Source organism: Gluconacetobacter diazotrophicus PA1 5 (genome assembly GCF_000021325.1).
Lineage (GTDB): Bacteria > Pseudomonadota > Alphaproteobacteria > Acetobacterales > Acetobacteraceae > Gluconacetobacter > Gluconacetobacter diazotrophicus.
On sequence record NC_011365.1, the window covers coordinates 691,478 to 710,030 of the forward strand.

17 protein-coding genes are annotated in these 18,553 nt (G+C 69.8%); 9 read left to right on the forward strand and 8 right to left on the reverse strand.

Features of this window, described 5'->3' with window-relative positions; translation table 11 throughout:
• Positions 1-7: 7 nt before the first annotated feature.
• From GDIA_RS03020 to GDIA_RS03030, 3 genes are read right to left on the reverse strand one after another with little or no spacing between them, the layout of a single operon-like run.
• Positions 8-322: a ferredoxin family 2Fe-2S iron-sulfur cluster binding protein gene (locus GDIA_RS03020; RefSeq protein ID WP_012553243.1), complete on the reverse strand. Its 315-nt coding sequence runs from the start codon at positions 320-322 to the stop codon at positions 8-10.
• The gene (locus GDIA_RS03025; RefSeq protein ID WP_012553244.1) at positions 310-1,536 is read right to left on the reverse strand and encodes a cysteine desulfurase family protein; all 1,227 of its coding nucleotides are present in this window, start codon (positions 1,534-1,536) and stop codon (positions 310-312) included. The genes GDIA_RS03020 and GDIA_RS03025 overlap by 13 nt, the downstream gene beginning before the upstream one ends.
• Positions 1,533-2,699 carry a cysteine desulfurase family protein gene (locus tag GDIA_RS03030; protein ID WP_012553245.1) on the reverse strand — a complete coding sequence of 389 codons (1,167 nt, stop codon included), beginning with the start codon at positions 2,697-2,699 and terminating at the stop codon, positions 1,533-1,535. The genes GDIA_RS03025 and GDIA_RS03030 overlap by 4 nt, the downstream gene beginning before the upstream one ends.
• 643 nt (positions 2,700-3,342) lie before the next feature.
• Between GDIA_RS03030 and GDIA_RS03035 the strand changes: the two genes are divergently transcribed.
• From GDIA_RS03035 to GDIA_RS03045, 3 genes are all read left to right on the forward strand, one after another.
• Positions 3,343-4,008 (forward strand): alpha/beta hydrolase, encoded by a 666-nt coding sequence (locus tag GDIA_RS03035; protein ID WP_012226321.1) that lies wholly within the window; start codon positions 3,343-3,345, stop codon positions 4,006-4,008.
• Between the two features lie 114 nt (positions 4,009-4,122).
• On the forward strand, positions 4,123-5,364 hold the full coding sequence (gene tyrS / locus GDIA_RS03040) for a tyrosine--tRNA ligase (RefSeq protein WP_012553246.1): 1,242 nt from the start codon (positions 4,123-4,125) through the stop codon (positions 5,362-5,364).
• Positions 5,365-5,377: 13 nt separating this feature from the next.
• Positions 5,378-5,788 carry a DUF4186 domain-containing protein gene (locus GDIA_RS03045; RefSeq protein ID WP_012226325.1) on the forward strand — a complete coding sequence of 137 codons (411 nt, stop codon included), beginning with the start codon at positions 5,378-5,380 and terminating at the stop codon, positions 5,786-5,788.
• Here the strand turns inward: GDIA_RS03045 and GDIA_RS03050 are convergent.
• The gene (locus GDIA_RS03050) at positions 5,742-6,098 is read right to left on the reverse strand and encodes a Rieske 2Fe-2S domain-containing protein (protein ID WP_012553247.1); all 357 of its coding nucleotides are present in this window, start codon (positions 6,096-6,098) and stop codon (positions 5,742-5,744) included. The two genes, GDIA_RS03045 and GDIA_RS03050, sit on opposite strands and share 47 nt — an antisense overlap.
• A gap of 106 nt (positions 6,099-6,204) precedes the next feature.
• Between GDIA_RS03050 and GDIA_RS03055 the strand changes: the two genes are divergently transcribed.
• Both GDIA_RS03055 and GDIA_RS03060 read left to right on the forward strand, forming a co-directional pair.
• Complete coding sequence (locus tag GDIA_RS03055) at positions 6,205-7,452, forward strand: aminopeptidase (RefSeq protein ID WP_012553248.1); 1,248 nt, start codon at positions 6,205-6,207, stop codon at positions 7,450-7,452.
• Positions 7,449-7,955, forward strand: a complete 507-nt coding sequence (locus tag GDIA_RS03060; RefSeq protein WP_012226331.1) for a hypothetical protein — start codon at positions 7,449-7,451, stop codon at positions 7,953-7,955. The genes GDIA_RS03055 and GDIA_RS03060 overlap by 4 nt, the downstream gene beginning before the upstream one ends.
• Positions 7,956-7,989: 34 nt before the next feature.
• Here the strand turns inward: GDIA_RS03060 and GDIA_RS03065 are convergent, their stop codons facing one another.
• The 4 genes from GDIA_RS03065 to GDIA_RS03080 form a co-directional block, all read right to left on the reverse strand.
• Positions 7,990-9,129, reverse strand: coding sequence for a glycosyltransferase family 4 protein (locus GDIA_RS03065; protein ID WP_012226333.1), 1,140 nt, complete (start codon positions 9,127-9,129; stop codon positions 7,990-7,992).
• Positions 9,130-9,165: 36 nt separating this feature from the next.
• Complete coding sequence (locus tag GDIA_RS03070) at positions 9,166-10,959, reverse strand: heparinase II/III domain-containing protein (RefSeq protein WP_012226335.1); 1,794 nt, start codon at positions 10,957-10,959, stop codon at positions 9,166-9,168.
• Positions 10,960-11,020: 61 nt separating this feature from the next.
• Positions 11,021-11,698: a ribulose-phosphate 3-epimerase gene (rpe, locus tag GDIA_RS03075; RefSeq protein ID WP_012553249.1), complete on the reverse strand. Its 678-nt coding sequence runs from the start codon at positions 11,696-11,698 to the stop codon at positions 11,021-11,023.
• A 154-nt stretch (positions 11,699-11,852) separates the two neighbouring features.
• On the reverse strand, positions 11,853-13,169 hold the full coding sequence (locus GDIA_RS03080; protein WP_012553250.1) for an RsmB/NOP family class I SAM-dependent RNA methyltransferase: 1,317 nt from the start codon (positions 13,167-13,169) through the stop codon (positions 11,853-11,855).
• 144 nt (positions 13,170-13,313) lie between these two features.
• On the opposite strand from GDIA_RS03080, the gene GDIA_RS03085 reads away from it, so the two are divergent.
• From GDIA_RS03085 to GDIA_RS03100, 4 genes are all read left to right on the forward strand, one after another.
• A complete protein-coding gene (locus GDIA_RS03085; protein ID WP_012553251.1) occupies positions 13,314-14,060 on the forward strand; it encodes a YggS family pyridoxal phosphate-dependent enzyme in 747 nt (248 codons plus the stop codon).
• 106 nt (positions 14,061-14,166) lie between these two features.
• Positions 14,167-16,161 carry a potassium transporter Kup gene (locus tag GDIA_RS03090; protein WP_012553252.1) on the forward strand — a complete coding sequence of 665 codons (1,995 nt, stop codon included), beginning with the start codon at positions 14,167-14,169 and terminating at the stop codon, positions 16,159-16,161.
• Positions 16,151-17,332: a radical SAM family heme chaperone HemW gene (gene hemW, locus GDIA_RS03095; RefSeq protein ID WP_012553253.1), complete on the forward strand. Its 1,182-nt coding sequence runs from the start codon at positions 16,151-16,153 to the stop codon at positions 17,330-17,332. The genes GDIA_RS03090 and hemW overlap by 11 nt, the downstream gene beginning before the upstream one ends.
• Before the next feature lie 30 nt (positions 17,333-17,362).
• A complete protein-coding gene (locus GDIA_RS03100; protein WP_012226348.1) occupies positions 17,363-18,553 on the forward strand; it encodes a nucleoside hydrolase in 1,191 nt (396 codons plus the stop codon).

Here is an 18,553-nt window from a genome sequence, read left to right on the forward strand (position 1 = left end):
GTCTTTCTCAGGCCTTGTGCGGCAGGCGCACGACCAGCCCGTCCAGTGCCTCGGTCATCACGATCTGGCAGCCCAGGCGCGACGTCTTTTCCAGGCCGAATGCCAGGTCCAGCATGTCTTCCTCGTCCTCGGTCGGCGCGGCCAGCTTCGGGGCCCAGTCGGGATCGACCACGACGTGGCAGGTGGCGCAGGCCAGCGATCCCTCGCAGGCGCCTTCCAGGTCCACCCCGTGCTTGTGCGCGATCTCGAGGACCGACAGACCGACCGGCGCGTCGACCTCGCGGCGCGTTCCGTCACTCTCGATGAAAATCATATGCGGCATTCTGCTGTCCTGGCCGTATCGTCGTGGGCGGCGCGCGCGGCCGCCCCCCGTTCAGCCCGGCGCGCATCCGCTACAGCCCGGCACAGGATCGCGGCCGCACGATCCATATCGGCGGCTGAGGTATAGCGTCCCACCGCCAGACGCAAGCTTCGTGCCGCGTCCTCGGCCCTCAGCCCCATCGCCGTCAGCACATAGGACGGCACCAGTTCGGCCGACGAGCACGCCGATCCGGTGGATACGCACAGTTCCGGCGCATGCGCGATCACGTCCAGCGCCCGCACGTCGGGAAAGCGCAGGTTCAGGTTGGCCGGCAGGCGGTGCGCCATCGACCCGTTGACCACGATCCCGGGAACGCCCTCCTCCATGCGCTCCAGGAATCCGTCGCGCAGCGCCGCCATCCGCCGTGCCTCCTCGACCCTGACCGTCCGCGCGATGCGGCACGCGGCGCCGAACCCCACCAGCAGCGGCGTGGGCAGCGTGCCCGAGCGCAGTCCGCGTTCCTGGCCGCCGCCCGAGAACAGCGGCGCCAGCCGCACCCGGGGCCGCCGCCGGACATACAGCGCGCCCACCCCCTTCGGCCCGTACAGCTTGTGCGCCGACACCGATGCCAGGTCCAGGTCCATCGCCCGGACATCCAGCGCCACCTTGCCCGCCGCCTGCGCCACGTCGCTGTGCAGCAGCGCGCCCGCCGCCCGCACAATGGGGGCCAGGGCGGCCATGTCGTGCAGCACCCCGGTCTCGTTGTTCGCCGCCATGATGCTGACCAGCAGGGTGGGCACCGCCAGCGCCGCGCGCAGCGTCCCGGGGTCCAGCCGCCCATCGGGCGCGACCGGCAGCACCACCGGATCGAACCCTTCCGCCGCCAGGTCGCGCACCGATTCCAGCACGCATTTATGTTCCGTGGCCACGGTGACGACGCGCCGCCGGGCGTCGCCCCGGGCCGCCAGATGGCGCACCGCCCCCTTGATGGCGATGTTGTTGGCCTCGGTCGCGCCGGAGGTGAAGACGATTTCCCGCGCGTCGGCACCCAGCAGGGCGGCGACCTCGGCCCGCGCCTGCTCGACCGCGTCCCAGGCCCGGCGGCCCAGCGCGTGATCGGCGCTGTGGGGATTGCCGAACGATTCGGCGAACCACGGCATCATCGCCGCGACGACCGCCGGATCGCACGGCGTGGTGGCCTGGTAGTCCAGATAGAGTTCGCGCCCGTCCGTCATACGTGGACCTCCGTTCGTTCCGATCTCGCACGCGCCGGCAGCCGGGCCGCCATCGCACGCCAGGCGGCGATGAAGCGCGTCACGTCATCCTCGCGCACCGTCCAGGGCAGCGAGACGCGAATCGCCTCGCCGGCCAGCGACCCGTGGCCCATCGCCTGCAGCACATGCGACCGCGCGACCTTGCCTGACGAACAGGCCGACCCGGCCGATACGCCGAATCCCGCCAGGTCCAGCGCGATCAACTGGATCTGCGCCGCACGACCGGGCAGGGCCAGGGACGTGGTGTTGGGCAGGCGCGGCGCGTCGCCGCCACAGACGACGGCACCGGCGGCACGCGCCGCCGCATCGATCGCGTCGCGCCACCGTGCCAGCGTCGTGGGATCGGCGCGTCCGTCCCCGCCACCCGCCAGGGCCGCCACCGCGTCCCCGGCCGCCTCGGCCATCGCCGCGATGGCCGGCAGGGCAGGCGTGCCCCCGCGCCGGCCGTGCTCCTGCCCGCCGCCGGCCATCATCGGCGGCAGCGCCCGCGTCGCCTCCCCGGCCAGCAGCAGGGCCCCCGCGCCCTTAACGCCGCCGAATTTATGGCCCGAGATCGCCATGCTGTCGGCACCCAGCGCGCCCAGGTCGATGGGTATCCGTCCCGCCGCCTGCACGGCATCGACATGCAGCAGCGCCCCATGGGCGTGGCAGATCCGCACCGCCTCGGCCACCGGCTGGATCGTCCCGACCTCGTTGTTCGCCAGCATCAGGCATACCAGCGGCGGGGGGCCGTCCGCTTCGACCAGCCATTGCTCCAGCACCTCCAGCCGCGCCACGCCCTGCCCATCCACGGGTATCAGGTCCGCGCCGGCCGGCACGGCGGCCCGCACCGCGTCGTGTTCGACGGCCGAGGCCAGAATGCGCCGGCCCCCGCCCAGTCCGGCGATCGCCAACAGGTTGGCCTCGGTCCCGCCCGAGGTCAGGACGCAATTATCCGCCCGCGCGCCGAACAGCGCGGCCAGCCGTTCCCGCGCGGATTCGAGGATCGCGCGCGCCTGCCGCCCCGCCCGGTGGACCGATGACGGATTGCCGGTGATCGCGGCCGCGCGGGCCATGGCGTCCAGCGCGGCGGGACGCGCGGGCTCCGACGCGTTGGCATCGAAATAGAAAAAATCGCGATCCATGACCTCCACCCTGCGCGTCCGTCCTTGCCCCACGATGCGCGCTTCTGTCCGAATTCCGGGTCGCGCGGCGCGACCTAAACACGATTTATATGGCAATTGGCGATTTTGGATCGCTATATACGGTCCGCAGCCTGGCCGGTCAGCGCATGACCGGTCCGGCGGACGAAGATTTTTTCATGGCCGGATGCACGATCCCGCCCGACGCGACCGCGCCGGACAGGGCGCGCTGGGGCCTGAAGAAGGGATACTGAACTATGGTCCTGTCCTGCTGGAAGTCAACCGCCCCCCTCGCTTCCGCCCCTCCTGACTTCCCCCGCCCGCTTCCGACGGCTGATGGAAACGCATTCCACGCCTGACGAACCGGCATTTTGATCAGCACAGGGCTTGCTTCACAATAAAAAGGAGTGATGGCGGTGCCATCCCCGTCGATCGCGTTTCATTGATCGCGGGGAGATACGGCAACGCCGACGTGACCTGGTTTTGACGTGGACCGAACGCCCGGTCGCGCATCCCGTCTGGGATTCCGCGAAGGGCCGCTTGTTTTCTTTGCCGAGGGATGACGGGGCATCGTCATCCGCAGGCCGTGACAGTAACGATTCCGCCGCCATGCCCTGGGGCGCGGAATCCATATCGCGGGATACGAATGCCTGAGGTCATGTTCGCCGGCCCTGACGGCCGCCTGGAAGGACGCTACCATCATTCGAGCGAGCCGAATGCGCCGCTCGCGCTGGTCCTCCATCCTCATCCGCTGCATGGCGGCACGATGAACAACCGCATCACCTATGCGATGTACCGCTCGTTCGAGAAAATGGGTTTCTCGGTCATGCGCTACAATTCGCGGGGCGTCGGCCGGTCGCAAGGCCGCTATGACGGCGGCATCGGGGAAATCTCGGACGCCGCCGCGGCGCTGGACTGGATGCAGATGGTCAACCCGAACGCCGGCGGGCTGTGGATCGCGGGCTATTCGTTCGGCGCGTTCGTCGGCATGCAGTTGCTGATGCGCCGGCCGGAAATCACCGGCTGGATCAGCGTCGCCCCCCCGGCCAATCATTACGATTTCGGCTTCCTGGCCCCCTGCCCCTGCGGCGGCCTGATGATCGCGGGCGAGGCCGACGAGCTGGTGCCCGAACCCGCGGTCCGCAAGCTGGTCGACAAGCTGAACACGCAGAAGGGCGTGGCGGTCGATTACCGCATCTTTGCCGGCGCGGACCATGTCTTCGCCCACCATTCCGACCAGGTCGCCGAGGCGCTGGAAGACCATGTCGGCACCATCATGGCGCGCGGCGCGCTGGCGCTGGCGGCCGACTGACCCCGTCCCCGGGTTCATCTCGCAAGGCGGGCATGCTTCATCTCGCAAGGCGGGCATGCTAAGGCCTGTCGGGACATGTCCCCGACAGGCCGGCCCGCCAGAGAGTACCCGACTATGCCTAAAAGCGAATTCCTCCAGGAAGCCGAAGCGCGCGGCTTCATCTTCCAGTGCACGGACATCGACGCCCTGGATGCCGCCCTGCAGGCGGGGCCGGCGGCGGGCTATATCGGATTCGACCCCACGGCCGACAGCCTGCATGTCGGCAGCCTGATCCAGATCATGATGCTGCGCCTGATGCAGAAGCACGGGCATCGGCCCGTGGCCCTGATGGGCGGGGGCACGGCGAAGATCGGCGATCCCTCGTTCCGCGAGGAAGCCCGCCAGTTGATGACGGACGAGACGATCGCGGCGAACCTGCGCGGGATCGAGGGCTGCCTGCGCCAGTTCCTGCAATTCGACGGCGCGGCCGGGGCCAGGCTGGCCAACAATGCCGACTGGCTGGACAGGCTGTCCTATATCGACCTGCTGCGCGACGTGGGCGTGCATTTTTCGGTCAACCGCATGCTGGCCTTCGATTCGGTCCGGTCGCGGCTGGAGCGCGAACAGGGGCTGACCTTTCTGGAATTCAACTATTCCATCCTGCAATCCTACGATTTCCGTGAACTGAGCCGCACGCAGGGCGTCACCCTGCAGATGGGCGGATCGGACCAGTGGGGCAACATCGTATCGGGCATCGACCTGGTGCGCCGGACGGACCAGAAGCAGGTCTTCGGCCTGACGACGCCGCTGCTGACCACCGCGTCCGGGGCCAAGATGGGCAAGTCCGCGCGCGGCGCGATCTGGCTGTCGGCGTCCCGGCTGCCGATCTTCGAATACTGGCAGTTCTGGCGCAACGTCGATGACGCGGATGTCGGCCGGTTCCTGCGCCTGTTCACCGACCTGCCCATCGCGGAATGCGACCGGCTGGCGGCCCTGGGCGGCACCGAGATCAACGAGGCGAAGAAGGTCCTGGCGACCGAGGCCACCGCCCTGTGCCACGGCCGCGCCGAAGCCGATGCCGCCGCCGAGGCCGCTCGCCGCACGTTCGAGGACGGGGCCGCGCCCGCCGCCCTGCCCGGCACGACGATCGCCGCCGACCTGCTGGCGGCGGGCATTCCCGCCTTCCGCCTGTTCGTCGAAAGCGGCATGGCCGCCAGCAATGGCGAGGCGCGGCGCCTGATTCGCGGCGGCGGCGCGCGGATCAACGACGTCGCGGTGCAGGATGAAGGCCAGGTGATCACCACGACGGACCTGGCGGACGGGGCCATCAAGCTGTCGTCGGGACGCAAGCACCATATCCTGGTGCGGCCCGCGTGATGACGCCCGCCTGATGGCTGCCGCGGCCGGGCCCGACGACGCCGCGCACCCGCCTGCGCCGCCCCCGCCCGTGCCGGACGCGCTGTGGCAGCGCCTTGCGCGCTCGGCCTTCCGCGCGCGCTTTCACCTGGACCCGAAGGACCGCGCCTATCTGACGGACAAGGGCATGGCGACCGTGATGACCCACGCCGCGGATTTCATCGCGCGCCGCCTGGCCCCCGCGCGTCCCGCCCGCGACGGGCGCCAGACGCCCTGGCGCGGGCACCCGGTCTTCGTCGCCCAGCACGCCACCGCTACCTGCTGTCGCGGCTGCCTGGAAAAATGGCACGGCCTGGCGCGCGGCCGCGAACTGGACGCCCCCGAACGGGCCTATGTCCTTACGGTGATTCGCACCTGGCTGGATCGCGAACAGGCAAGCGGCTGATCCACACCGCGCCGTCACGGACGTCCGCCGGCACGCCCGGCACCGCGCAGGTCGGGTCGGCCACGCCGTCGGGCCCGACGTAATGGCCCGATTCGTCGAACGCCCAGAGATGGAACGGACAGAGCAGGCGCCCGTTTTCGACATGACCGGCCGACAGGCGGGCGTCGCGATGCGGGCAGCGATCGGCGAAGACGCGGGGTTGCCCATCGGCCGCCATCCACACCACCAGCCCTTCGCCTTCCACCACGACGCGGCGCGGTCCGTCGCGTATGTCATCCATCACGCACAGGCGCGTCGGTTCGATATTCATCCGTCCCCTACCTGACATGGCCCATTCCGGTGCCTACCTGTTGCCTATCCCGTCCGAAGCGATCAGGCTAGAATGAACCTACTGAGATGACAGGATGAACGGCTTCATGACTTCCGCATCGTCCCATGACGGCCTGCTGGACCGGCTGGCCGAGGTCGCGGTCCGAACCGGACTGAACCTGGCGCCGGGCCAGCAATTGCTGATCACCGCGTCGCTGGACGCGGTTCCGCTGGTGCGCCGCATCACCGAACACGCCTATCGCGCCGGCGCGTCGCTGGTCACGCCGTTCTTCTCGGACGACGAGATGACGCTGGCGCGATTCCGCCACGCCCCGGATGCGTCCTTCGACGTCGCGGCCGGCTGGCTGCAGGACGGCATGGCCAACGCCTATCGCCAGGGCGCCGCGCGGATGGCCGTGACCGGCGGCAACCCCACCCTGCTGGCCGGGGAAGACCCGGACCGCGTCGCCCGCGCCGGCAAGGCCAGTTCGCTGGCCGGCCGCCCGGCGATGGAACTGATCACCAATTTCGCCGTCAACTGGAACATCGTCGCCTGCGCCACCCCGGCCTGGGCCGCGCAGGTGTTCCCCGACGATGCCCCGGACAGGGCGCTGGCCCGGCTGTGGGACGCGATCTTCCTGGCGTCCCGCGTCACGGTGGACGACCCCGTGGCGGCGTGGGTCGAGCATAACGACACGCTGCACCGCCGCGCCGACTGGCTGAACGAGCGCCGGTTCGCGGCGCTGCAGTTCACCGGGCCGGGTACGGACCTGACGGTGGGGCTGGCGGACGGCCATGCCTGGGCCGGCGGGTCGGAACCGGCGCGCAACGGCATCGTGTGCAACCCCAATATCCCGACCGAGGAAGTCTTCACCACGCCGCACGCGCGGCGGGTCGAGGGCTATGTCCGCGCGACGAAGCCCCTGTTCCACCAGGGCACGCTGATCGACGGCATCGCGGTCCGCTTCGCCGACGGGCGCATCGTCGAAGCGCATGCGACCGAGGGGCTGGAGGTGCTGGAACGCATCCTGGACACCGACGAGGGCGCCCGCCGGCTGGGCGAGGTGGCGCTGGTGCCGCATTCCTCGCCGATTTCGCAGAGCGGCGTGCTGTTTCGCAACACGCTCTTCGACGAAAACGCGTCCAGCCATATCGCGCTGGGCCAGGCCTACACGAAATGCATGCTGGATACCGAGAACCAGACGCCCGAGCAGATCCAGGCCCGTGGCGCCAACAGCAGCTTCATCCATATCGACTGGATGATCGGCTCGGCCGAGATCGACGTGACCGCCATCACCCAGGATGGCGCGTGCGAACCCCTGATGAAACATGGTGAGTGGGTCAACAAAGTATGAAAACGCGACTGATCATCCTCGCGGCGGCGCTGGCCGTGTCCCTTCCCCTGTCCGCCATGGCGCAACAGCAGGCGCCCCAGCAGGGCCAGCCGACCGCGGCGGAGCAGGCCGCCTTCCAGCGTGACATGGAGGCGGCGGCGCAGTACCGCCTGCCCAACGATTTCCTGCCGCGCATGACCGCGACGGTCCGTGCCGTCCAGGCCGCCAACATCGCGCCGCCGAACGCGCCGAACCTGTCGCTGGCCCAGACGATCGACCGGACGGCCGCCATTCCCGGCCTGGCGCCGATCCTGGCCGCCCATGGCTTCACCCCGCGCGACTTCGTGATGGGCATCACGACCTTCGGCCTGACCGAAGCCCTGATCCAGCAGCCGCCGCCGCCCGGCGCGCACGCCCCCACCCCGAACCCGGCCAACGTCGCCCTGATCCGCAATTCCCCCCAGGAAGCCCAGGCCCTGATGCAGGCCATGGGCGGGCCGGCCGGTCCCGGCCAGCAGCAGTAACGGCAGCAGTACCCGGCCCTGACCGGGACGGCGGTCAGCCGGCATCGTCGGTCGGCGTCGTCCCGGGTGCCAGCAGGGCCATCTTGGTGCGGCCGACCACGATGTCCTCGTCATACCGGGCGCGGGCCCTCTCACGCCCGACCTCGCCCATCCGATAGCGCAGGTCCGGGTCGCGGACCAGGCAGCCGAGGGAGCGCGCCAGCGGCACGGCCTCGCCCGGGGGAACCAGCAGCCCGGTACGGCCGTTCACGACCTGTTCGCGCGGGCCGCGAATATCGCTGGCCACCACCGGCAGGCCGGTCAGCATCGCCTCGATCACCGACATCGGCAGTCCCTCGAAATGGCTGGGCAGGGTGAAGATATCCGCCGCCGCCAGCAGGGCCGGAACGTCCTCGCGATAGCCCAGGCACCGCAGCCGCGCGCCAAGTACCCGCTGCGCCTCCTCGAAGCACGAATCGAGCGATTCTCCATGGTCGGACTCCAGGCGTTCGCCCACCACCCACAGCATCGCGCCGGACACCTGCTCCATCGCCTTCAGCAGTTCCGGATAGCCCTTGTGCCGCACCAGCCGTGACACGGCGATGATGACCACCGCCCCTTCCGCCACCCCCAGTTCGGCGCGAATCCGCCGCCGTGCCTCGGGATCGGGCTGGAAGAGGGAGGGGTTGCGCCCATTGCCCACCGCCAGCGGCGCCGGGTGGATCTTCAGGCGCCGGGCGTCCTCGGCCTCCTGCACCGATACGGTGAAATACCGGTCGGTGATCCGCCCGGCCAGCCATTCCAGCACCAGCGCCAGACCGCGCCGTGGGGCGGGCCCCGGCTGGTTGAACAGGAAGCCATGGCAGGTATAGGCCACGCACGGCACGCGGCACAGCCACGCCGCCAGGCGGCCCAGCAGGCCGCTGATCGGCATGTGGGCGTGGACGATGTCCGGCTTTTCCTCCCGGATCAGCCGGACCAGCGCGATCAGCGCCTGCATCTGCGCCAGGGGCGAGAAGGATCGGACCAGCGGCACCGTCTCGACGCGGAATCCCTCGCCGCGCACATCGGCCAGCAGGGGACCGTCCGCGCAGACGCCGACGACCTCGTGCCCATCGGCGCGCAGGCCCCGCATCAGCGGCAGCAGGAAGTGCCGCAGCGAAAAATCGACATTGGTGATTTCGAGAATTTTCATACCCGGTTCCGGGCCACCAGACCGCGTGGCGCGCCCCTACCCTTCCATCTGCATCAACGCCCAGCGCACGACCTGGCGTGTACGCTCGCCGCTCTCGGCCTGGGGCACGGGCTTCGCCGGGGGGGCCGCGTCAGGGGTGTCGGCGTTCCGGGCCGGCCCGTCTTCATCCGCATGGTCCCGGGCGGCCCGATCCTCATCTGTCCGGCCTTCATCCGCCGGCTCCTTATCCGCCTGATCGGTATCCGCCTGATTGTCCTCTGCCTGATCTTCGTCCGCATGGTCGCCGGGACGCACCCGGACGACGAGCTGCCGGCTGCGCTCGGGGGTCGTTCCGCCGCAATAGACGCTTTCCTCGACCGCGACCTTGCCGCCGTCGGCACGGAATTTCCAGATCTGGCCGCCGACGTCCAGGATGACGATCTGGGCATCGGCATCCCATTCCGCACCGACCGACGGATGGAGGTGGAAGCGCAGCACGAAGGATTGCTGGCGCTCGCCCTCGACGATTTCCTCGCCCCGCAGGTCCTCGCCCCCGTTTCCCAGATAGAGGCGCCGCCGCCAGGATGCGCCGAACGGCGCGTGATAGCCGTCATGGGACAGGTCCAGCCAATGCGCGCCGTCCTGGGCCACCTGTTCGGCCGTCACATGGACCGGCCGGCGCAGGATTCCGCCCTGCGGCGCGAAGTCCGAGGACGAGGTATCCTCCAGAACCAGCAGGGAATGGGCCGCGCTTTCGCGCAGGGCCCGTCGCCATTCCGGCCCCTCGCCCGCGCCGCAATTGACGATCACCCGCCGCCGCGCCACCGAAAATTCGAACGACAGCGTGCCGGCATGGGCATCTTCATCGAAGCCGGGCGGCGGCGGGGGGGCCGCGTCCACCAGCAGCAGCGACCGGCCGACCTGCAGGCGGATGAAGCCGCCGTCCGGCATCGCGGTGGCCACCACGCGCGTGCGCGTCGCCTGCGACAGCACCGTCTCGATCATCGCGACATTGCCCGTGTGGCTGCCGTTGAACAGCGCCAGCCCGCCGTCGCCATGCCGCATCGCGCGCAGAACGGGACTCATCCGATCCAGCGCCAGGGTCAGGGCCATGGGCGGGGCGATCTGCGCGGCGTGCAGCATCGCGTGCATTTCCGCCAGTTCGCGCAGCACCAGGAACTGGATTTCCGGGCTGCGCTGGATATGGCAGCCGTCCGGCAGTATCTGCCGTTCCAGTTCGGCGTCGATATAGCGCCGGAACCGCACCAGGAAGCCGCTATGGTCGGGCATGGCGATCGCCGCCGCCAGCAGGCCCTTGAACGCGGCCAGCGCCCGCCAGTCATGCGATTCGGGCGGCATCAGGGCGGCAATCGTCCGTCCTTCCGCCAGCAGGCGCTGCATCAGGCGCTGGCGAAACCCGTCATCGGCGGAAGCGGCGAAGAAATCGTAATGGCCCAGCCACGACGCCAGCCGCGTGCCCGTCACGGCGCAGTCACGCACCATCGGGTCGCTGGGCGGATGGGACAGCCAGTCATCGACCAGCGCCCGCGCCTGCAGCCGCGCCGAATCGGTCCCGACCGCGCGCAGGTCGCGCAGCCAGGCGAATCCGTGCAGGCAGGCCCGGAAGCGCTCGGGGTAGGACGGGTCCTCCCACCGGCCCGGGCCGATCGGCCGCGTGACGCCGGCATGAGACAGGCTGCCGCGGAGCAGCCGCGCGCCCGATGCCGCATCGCCCGGCCACAGGTCGCGAACGGCATGGACCGGCTGGGGCGGGACGCGGCCCAACCCGGCCAGCGACGGCAGGCGTGCCAGTGAAAGACGCGCGTCCTGGCTCCAGCGTCGCAGGACCATCAGGCCCCTCTCATCCCACGATATCCGGACGCGCGCCGTGCGTCCGTCAGTCCGGCTTTCGTCATGCGGGCCGGCGGCCGGCCTCGCGCAGGGCGGAAATCGCCCGGCCATAATCCGGCTGGCCGTAGACCGAGGTTCCGGCCACCAGCATGTCGGCCCCCGCCTCTGTGGCCAGCGCCGCGGTTTCCACATCCACGCCGCCATCGACGCCGATGCGGATGTCGCGGCCCGTCGCGTCCGCCAGGCGGCGCAGCGTGCGGATCTTGCCCAACTGGCTGGTCAGGAATTTCTGGCCCCCGAAACCGGGGTTGACCGTCATGACCAGGATCACGTCCACCAGGTCCAGCACCTCGGCCACCGCCTCGGGCGGGGTGGCGGGGCAGATGGCGACCCCCGGCTTCACGCCCAGCGAGCGGATATGCTGCAGGGTCCGATGGGTATGGGGGCCGGCCTCGATATGGACATGGATATGGTCGGCGCCCGCCTGGGCAAACATTTCCAGGTACGGATCGACCGGCGCCATCATCAGGTGGACGTCGAACACCAGGCTGGATCGCGGGCGCAACGCCTTGATGAGCTGCGCGCCGAAGGACAGGTTCGGCACGAAATGGCCGTCCATCACGTCCAGGTGCAGCCAGTCGGCACCCGCGCGCTCGACGGCGCTGACTTCGTCCGCCATGCGGGAGAAATCAGCCGACAGGACGCTGGGCGCGACGAGGGGGGGGAAGTGAGCAGGCATGGGGACAGTGTAACAGTAAATCACATGCCGCGTGCAAGCCGTTGCGTGCCTCCGTCGCATCCCGGCGGATCACGATCGTGCTTGCCCGCGTCCATGTCCCCTGCTGCCCTGGGTTCCATGCCGGCCCTGGGTCCCGTGCCTGCCCTGGCCCGGCCTACCGGCGGCGGAACCGCGCCGCGAAGAATCCGTCCATGCCGCCCTGTTCCGTCCACAGGCCCGGATGGGTGCGCAGCCAGCCTTCCTTCGTCAGGGCTTCGGGCAGCACGGCCAGTTCCTCCGCCGTGAAGGGATCGGGTTCCAGCCCCATCGCCTCGGCCGCGCGTACGCGTTCCGGCCCTTCCTCGGGCTGGAGCGAGCACACCGCATAGACCAGCCGGCCACCGGGACGCAGCATGTCGCGCGCCGCCGCCAGCAGCCGGTCCTGGCCCTCGGTCAGCGCCGTCAGGTCACGCGGGCGCTTGATCCACAGCACGTCGGGGTGGCGGCGTGCGGTGCCCGTCGCCGAACAGGGCGCATCCAGCAGCACGGCGTCCAGCGGCGCGTCCGGCCGCCACGTGGCGGCGTCGCCCTGGACCAGTTGCACCCGGTCGGCCAGTCCGAGGCGGTCCAGGTTCTCCTTCAGCCGCGCCAGCCGGCCCGGCTCCCGCTCGATGGCCGTGACCTCGGCCCCCGCCACGGCCAGTTGTGCCGTCTTGCCCCCCGGGGCGGCGCACAGGTCCGCGATCCGCTCACCCGCGCGGGGCGCCAGCAGGCGCGCCGGCAGGGCGGCGGCCGCGTCCTGCACCCAGAACGCGCCCTGCGCATAGCCCGGCAGGTCGGCCACACGGGTGCCGGCCGGCAGGCGCAGGGTCCCGGTGGGCAGCATCACCCCGCCGGGCGGCCGTTCGGCCTCCGGCAGCCCCGGCCGCAATGTCAGGTCCAGCGGGGCCTCCTGGCCCAGCGCCTCGGCCACCGGGCGCGCCAGGCTGCCCCATGCGCCCCACAGCCAGGGGGGCACGTCCAGCCGGGCCTGGTCCAGCCCCTCCAGCGCCCCGGCGCCGGCCTGGGCCACCCGGCGCAGCACGGCGTTGACCAGTCCCGCGAACGGCACCAGCCCCCGCCGGCGCGCCAGCGAGACCGCCGTGCCGACCGCCGCATGGGCGGGCGTGTCCAGGAACAGGATCTGCGCCACGCCGATCAGCAGCACCGTGCGCACCGGCAGGGGCGGCTCCTTCTTCAGGAAGGGTTCCAGCACCATGCCCGCCGTGCCCATGTGACGCAGCACGGTCGCCGCCAGACGGTGCGCGGCGGCACGGTCGCGCGCGTCCGCGTCCCGTGCGGCGGCGGACTGGTCCAGGCTGGTTTCCAGCATGCGCCGGTGTTCCAGCACCCCCTGCACGATATCGAAGGCGATATCCCGCGTCGGGTCCGCCGCGGCCCCGCGCGGGCCGCGCCCCCGCGCGCCTGACCTGTCTGGTACGCCCTGAATCATATCCGCCCGACTTGCCCCGTTCCCGATCGTTGGTTCGACATCCGGCGTGCTGATCGCACGCCCGCCCCCGGGCCGCCAGTCCCCCGCCGGGGAATTCTGCCCGCCGCCCTTGACCGCCGGGCCGCGCGGCCCAACCGTAGCACCATGACGACGCTGCCCGCCGCCCCCGTTCTTTCCCCCTCCGCCCTCGCCGCGATCCCTGCCGCGCTGGCAGGCATCCGGGCGCGGATTGCCGCCGCCGCCCGGCGGGCGGGGCGCGCGCCGGACGCGGTCACGCTGGTCGCGGTATCGAAATTCCATCCCCAGTCCAGCGTCGTGGCGGCCCTGGAAGCCGGACAGATGGTCTTCGGCGAGAACCGGGTGCAGGAAGCCGCCGGGAAATTTCCGTCCCTGCGCGCCGACTGGCCCGCGCTGCGGCTGCATGTCATCGGCGGGTTGCAGACCAACAAGGCCCTGGACGCGGTGCGGATCGCGGACATGATCGAAAGCCTGGATCGCCCGGCGCTGGCCGATGCCCTGGTGCGCGCGGCCGATCGCGCCGGCCGCCTGCCGGACCTGCTGGTGCAGGTCAATACCGGCGACGAAGCCCAGAAATCCGGCGTGCCGCGCGCCCAGGCCGACGCCTTCATCACCGATTGCCGCCGGCGGTTCGGCGACGCGGTACGCGGGCTGATGTGCATTCCCCCGGCGGACCGGGACCCGGCGCCGCATTTCGCGTTCCTGGCGGAACTGGGCCGCGCGCACGGGCTGGAGGTGCTGTCGATGGGCATGTCGGCCGATTTCGAGGCGGCGATCGCGGCCGGGGCGACGCATGTGCGCGTCGGCAGCGCCATTTTCGGCCAGCGGCCTGCCACAGCAACGCCCGATCCAGACAGGGGGGCCGGGGAATAGCTAGGTCCCGGCAAGTCACCTTGCCCCCCCCGGATCATGACGCTATGCCGATGAACAAGGCCGGCCAACCCGCCGCCCTCTGATCTGACTGCGGAGACGTCCCGACATGACGCCAGTCCCGGGCGATATGGCCCCCGGATCCCTGCCTTCCGCCCCGGCGAGCCCGAACGCCGCGGGGGGCGTGGCGGACGTGCCGACGAAAATCACCGAATTCGGCGCCGACCAGCATGAACATGCGGCCAATCCGGTCGGTTTCGCCGCCCTCATGGTCGTGCTGGGCGTGGTCTTCGGCGATATCGGGACAAGCCCGCTCTACGCCCTGCGATCGACCATCCTGGTCGTGTCGCAGCACCACCAGATCGAAGCCTGGGAGGTGATGGGCGTCGAAAGCCTGATCCTGTGGTCGCTGATCCTGATCGTCACCGTGAAATACGTGCTGCTGATCATGCGCGCCGACCATAATGGCGAGGGCGGGATCATCTCGCTGATGTCGCTGGCCCAGCGCGTGTCGGAAAACACCCGGCTGAAGCTGGTGCTGGGCATGACCGGCATCGCCGGGGCGTGCCTGTTCTTCGGCGACGGGCTGATCACGCCCGCGATTTCGGTCCTGTCGGCGGTCGAGGGGCTGGAGGTCAGCTTTCCCGCGGCCCACGACCTGGTCATTCCCGTGGCCATCATGGTGCTGATCGGGCTGTTCAGCGTCCAGTCGGCCGGCACGGGCAAGGTCGGCACGGTCTTCGGCCCCGTCATGCTGCTCTGGTTCAGCATGCTGGGCATCCTGGGCATGCTGCAGATCCTGCGCCATCCGGGCATCCTGATGGCGATCTCGCCGATCTATGCCGTGCGCTTCATCGCCTTTCACGGCTGGCTGTCGTTCATCGCGCTGGGGTCGGTGGTGCTGTCGGTCACCGGGGCCGAGGCCCTGTACGCCGACATGGGACATTTCGGCCGCCAGCCCATCCGCTACGCCTGGCTGTTCTGCGTCCTGCCCTGCCTCGCGCTGAACTACATGGGCCAGGGGGCGCTGATCATCGCCACGCCGTCGGCGCTGAGCAATCCGTTCTTCCTGCTGGGTCCGCACTGGATGCAGATCCCGATGGTCATCCTGTCGACGATGGCCACCGTCATCGCCAGCCAGGCCGGAATTTCCGGCGGGTTCTCGCTCTGTCGGCAGTTGATCCAGCTCGGCTACCTGCCGCGCATGCGCATCACCCACACCAACAAGAACGAGGAAGGGCAGATCTACCTGCCCGAGTTCAACCGCTTCCTGATGGTGGGCGCGCTGACGCTGGTGGTGGCGTTCCGCAGTTCCGACGCCCTGGCCTCGGCCTACGGCATCGCGGTGACGGGCACCTTCATGTGCACCTGCGTCCTGGCGATGGTGGCGTTCCGCCGCCTGTATCACTGGTCGCGGGCGGCGGCGGCGTTCACGTTCGGCGGCTTCTTCGTCATGGACAGCATCTTCTTCGCGTCCAATGCGCTGAAGATCCCGCAGGGCGGCTGGGTGCCGGTGCTGCTGGGCATCGCGCTGACCCTGATGATGACGACGTGGAAGCGCGGCCGCGGCCTGATCATGAACCGGCAGAAGCTGGACAGCCTGCCGGTCAATTCCTTCCTGGCGCGCCTGCCGCAGTCGCGCACCATCCGCGTGCCCGGCACGGCGGTGTTCATGACCGCGACGCCGGAATTCGTGCCCACCTGCCTGCTGCACAACCTGAAGCACAACAAGGTGCTGCACGAGCACGTGCTGTTCGTCACGGTCCAGACCCTGGACCAGCCCGAGGCCACGCGCGGCCACCGGGTGGCGCTGCAGCTTCTGGCACCCAATATCTACCGGGTGATCCTGCGCTACGGCTTCATGGAAACCCCGAACCTGCCCCGCGCGCTGGAGGACCTGAAGGCCAACGGCGTGGATTTCGACGTCATGCAGGCATCCTATTTCACCAGCCGCGAACTGCTGGTCCGGTCCTCGGTGCCCAAGATGTCGCGCTGGCGGATGTCGCTGTTCCTGCTGATGGCGCGCAACGCCACCCCCGCCACCGAATTCTTCCGCATCCCGCCGGACCGGGTCGTGGAACTGGGCGTGCGGCTTGCCATCTGACGCCGCACCGCTCGCGCTCTATATCCACTGGCCATTCTGCCTGGCCAAATGTCCGTACTGCGATTTCAACAGCCATGTCCGCGATGTCATCCCCCAGGCCCGCTTCGCCGCCGCCCTGCGGCGCGAACTGGCGCAGGACGCGGCACGGCTGAACGCGGACGGGCCCCGCAGGCTGGGCTCGATCTTCTTCGGCGGGGGCACACCCTCGCTGATGGACCCGGCGACCGTGGCGGCGCTGATCGCGGACGCCACCACCCTGTTCACCCCCCTGCCGGACCTGGAAATCACGCTGGAGGCCAACCCCACCAGCGTCGAGGCCGGGCGGCTGCGCGCGTTCCGCGATGCCGGGATCAACCGGGTGTCGCTGGGCATCCAGAGCCTGGATGACGACGCGCTGCGCCTGCTGGGCCGGGAACATTCCGCCACGCAGGCCATAGATGCGCTGGATCTGGCGCGCGGCCTGTTCGACCGGATCTCGTTCGACCTGATCTATGCGCGGCCGGGCCAGTCCCTGCCGGCGTGGCGGGCCGAACTGGACCGGGCGCTCTCGCTCGTCTCCGATCATCTGTCGCTGTATCAGTTGACCATCGAGCCCGGCACCCGGTTCGAGGGGCTGCACCGCCAGGGCCTGCTGGCCCTTCCGGACGAGGACGATGCCGCGCGGCTGTACGAGGAAACGGCTATCGTCGCCGGCCGCCACGGACTGATGGGGTACGAGGTCTCGAACTACGCCCGTCCCGGGGCGGAAAGCCGCCACAACCTGACCTACTGGCGCTATGGCGATTACCTGGGCATCGGTCCCGGCGCGCATAGCCGCCTGACGCTGGACGGTACGCTGCACGCCACCCGCCGCCACCGCGCCCCCGAACCCTGGGCCGAACGGGTCGAGCGGCAGGGAAGCGGCGTGATGCAGGACGAGACCTTGTCGGCGCGCGACCGCGCCCGGGAAATGCTGCTGATGGGCCTGCGCCTGAGCGAGGGTATCACCGAGGACCGCTTCGCCCGCCGCACCGGCATGGCGATGGCCGATGCGCTGGACCCCGCGATTCTGGCGGCGGCGCTGGAAGAAGGATATCTTCTGCGGGACGAGACGACGGACGGACCGGTCCTGCGCGCAACACCGTCGGGCCGCCTCCGCCTGGAAGCGCTGCTCGGCGCCCTGGTGCTGTAGGACCCGGCCCACCAGCATTTAGGACGCCGCATGTTTTTCTGCCCTCTCCGGCGCGCGATGCGCCTCGGGACGACCCGACGCGAATCGACGCCGCGCGAAGTGCCGCGCCGCGCCTTCCGCCGCGCCCTGGGCGCCGGCGTGCTCGGCCTGCTGGCCGCCTGGCTGACGGCCGGGCCGCCCGCGCGGGCGGCCGCCCCGCAACTGGTGATCGAGGACAATGATTTCCTCGGTCCCGGCGGATCGGACCAGCAATCGATCATTCCGCTGCTGTTCAATCCGGCGGTCCGGGTCCTGGGCTTCACCGTCGTGACCGGCGATGGCTGGGAAAACCAGGAATCCGCCCATCTGCGCCGGTTCCTGGACATTATCGGCCGGGGCGACGTGCCGGTGGCGGACGGCGCGGTCTATCCGCTGATCAACAGCGTGCCGATGATGCGCCTGCGCGAACAGCAATACGGCGTCATCCCGTGGAAGGGCGCCTGGGGCGGAATCGGGTCGATCGACGGCACGCCCGCGACCCAGCCCCCCTTGCCGGACCTGAAGGAGGGCGCCCCGGCACAGCGTCCGATCGATGACAGTGCGGCCCTGTTCCTGATCCGTCAGGTCCACAATCACCCCCATCAGGTCACCATCGTGGCCGCCGGGCCGCTGACCAACCTGGCGCTGGCGATCCGCATCGACCCGACCTTCGCCGCGACGGCGAAACAACTGGTGTTCATGGGCGGATTGCTGGACACCAGCATGAAATCGCTGACCGGGAACGTCGATTTCGCCTCGGACTTCAACATGATCTTCGACCCGGAGGCGGCGCATATCACGCTGACGGCACCGTGGCCGTCGATCACCGTCGTGGGCAACGTGTCGAACGACCTGATGATGACGCGCGACTACCTGAAGCGCATCACGCAGAAGAAGACGAAAATGACGGACTATATCGGCACCTATTACGACCCGCTGCCGATGTGGGACGAACTGGCGACGGCGATCGCCGCCGACCCCGGCCTGATCACGTCCTCGATCGACGCCTATATGGACATCGACATTTCCAAGGGGCCGCAATACGGCCACGCCGTCGTCTGGCCGGATGCCACCGCGCCCAGGGCGATGGGCGTCCGCAAGGTGCGGATCGTGCAGTCCGTGGATGCGGGACGCTTCCTCGCCACGTTCCTGCACGAGGCCCAGAGCGACATCCATCCGTCCCATGCCTTCCCCCGGCCCTGA